The following is a 1510-nucleotide window of genomic DNA, read 5'->3' on the forward strand; positions in this document are numbered from 1 at the left end:
GCAAGAAGCCAGAGAAGCCTGGCGCTACCGCGAACTTCTCGGTAACCTCGTCCAGCGGGAGCTCGATGTTCGCTATAAAAACTCCAAGCTTGGTGTGGCTTGGTCGCTGGCAAATCCTATTGTCCGCGCTCTGATTCTTTGGGCCGTTTTCTACTTTGTCTTTAATAGTAAAGTGGATAACTACGCAGCCTATGTTCTGGCGGCATTTTTTCCCTGGACGTATTTTTTAACGGGAGTTCTCGATGCGGGCGACTCCGTCTCCAAGCAGCTCGGACTGGTACGCAAGGTCTACTTCCCCCGTGAGCTTCTTCCTCTGGCAACGACAATTGCAAACTTACGTCACTTTTTACTCTCGCTGACGGTCGTGCTACTGCCACTTTTGGCATTTCTCTATATTCGCGACTCCCTCACGCACCATCGCTTGACTCTGCCTCCACTGGAACTACTACTCCTGCCGCTTCTTGTCGTGATGCAGACGTTGCTTATTGGAGGAATCGCTCTTTTTCTCTCAGCTCTCAATGTCTTTTTTGAAGATATTAAGTTCTTAACTGCGGTTTTGCTAGACTTATTATTTTACGCGGTTCCTATTATGTATTTCTTGGAGCAGGTTCAGTTCTCCGAAAAAGTACCCACTTTTATTTACACATTGTTTTTACTTAATCCCATGACAGTGATTCTAACTTGCTACCGCTCGTTTTTATTGCCCATGCAACCAGATGTTCAGGTGCCAGGAATCGAGCGATCTTTAGATATCAATATGGGAGTTCCTTGGCCGTACTTCTGGCTCGCTTTTGCCGTGTGTGTCGCGACATTTATCGGAGGCTATGCGTTTTTCAATAGCCGTAAGTGGCGCTTCGTGGAGCAGGTATGAGCCTCCCCGCGATCCAGATCGCACATGTCAGTAAGCGCTTCAAGCTGCCCGACGATGGCTATGCGGGCATCAAGGGTAAGCTAGGGCAGCTCAGCAAGGGAATCAAGCCAAAGTACAAGATCGTCTCCGCGCTTGAAGACGTCTCGCTCACTATTCATACAGGGGAGACGGTGGCGCTGCTGGGGCGCAATGGCTCGGGGAAGTCCACGCTGCTCTCGCTGATTGCCAATGTGATGAAGCCTGACTCGGGCACGGTGACATTTCCCGCATCGGCAGATCCCACGCATCCCCGACTCGCGCCGCTTCTCGAAGTGGGCGCGGGGTTTCACCCCGATTTAACGGGGCTGCAAAATATCACGTTTAATGGCTCGATTCTCGGGCTAAGCCGCGCGGAGATGGACGAGCGCCGCGAGGCGATTCTAGCGTTTGCGGACTTTGCCGAGCCCAAGTACTACGGCATGCCGGTGCGTACCTACTCATCGGGGATGTTTGTACGTCTGGGGTTCGCCGTGGCCGTCCACACCAATCCTGAGATCGTGCTCGTGGATGAGACTCTCTCGGTGGGGGATGCGCTCTTTCAGGAGAAATGCCTTGCCAAGATCGCCGAGTTCCAGCGCGAGGGGCGCACGATTGTGGTGG

At 52.7% G+C, this 1510-nt stretch carries 2 protein-coding genes; both read left to right on the plus strand.

Annotated features, from left to right (window positions below):
* A partial coding sequence (locus ACH2EH_RS14100) for an ABC transporter permease (protein ID WP_395142679.1) occupies positions 1 to 871 on the plus strand: 871 nt, incomplete at its 5' end.
* Positions 868 to 1510, plus strand: a 643-nt coding sequence (locus tag ACH2EH_RS14105) for an ABC transporter ATP-binding protein (RefSeq protein WP_395142680.1), incomplete at its 3' end; no start/stop codon positions are given. The genes ACH2EH_RS14100 and ACH2EH_RS14105, both read left to right, overlap by 4 nt.

The sequence above is a fragment of the Armatimonas sp. genome, assembly GCF_043760365.1.
Taxonomy (GTDB): domain Bacteria; phylum Armatimonadota; class Armatimonadia; order Armatimonadales; family Armatimonadaceae; genus Armatimonas.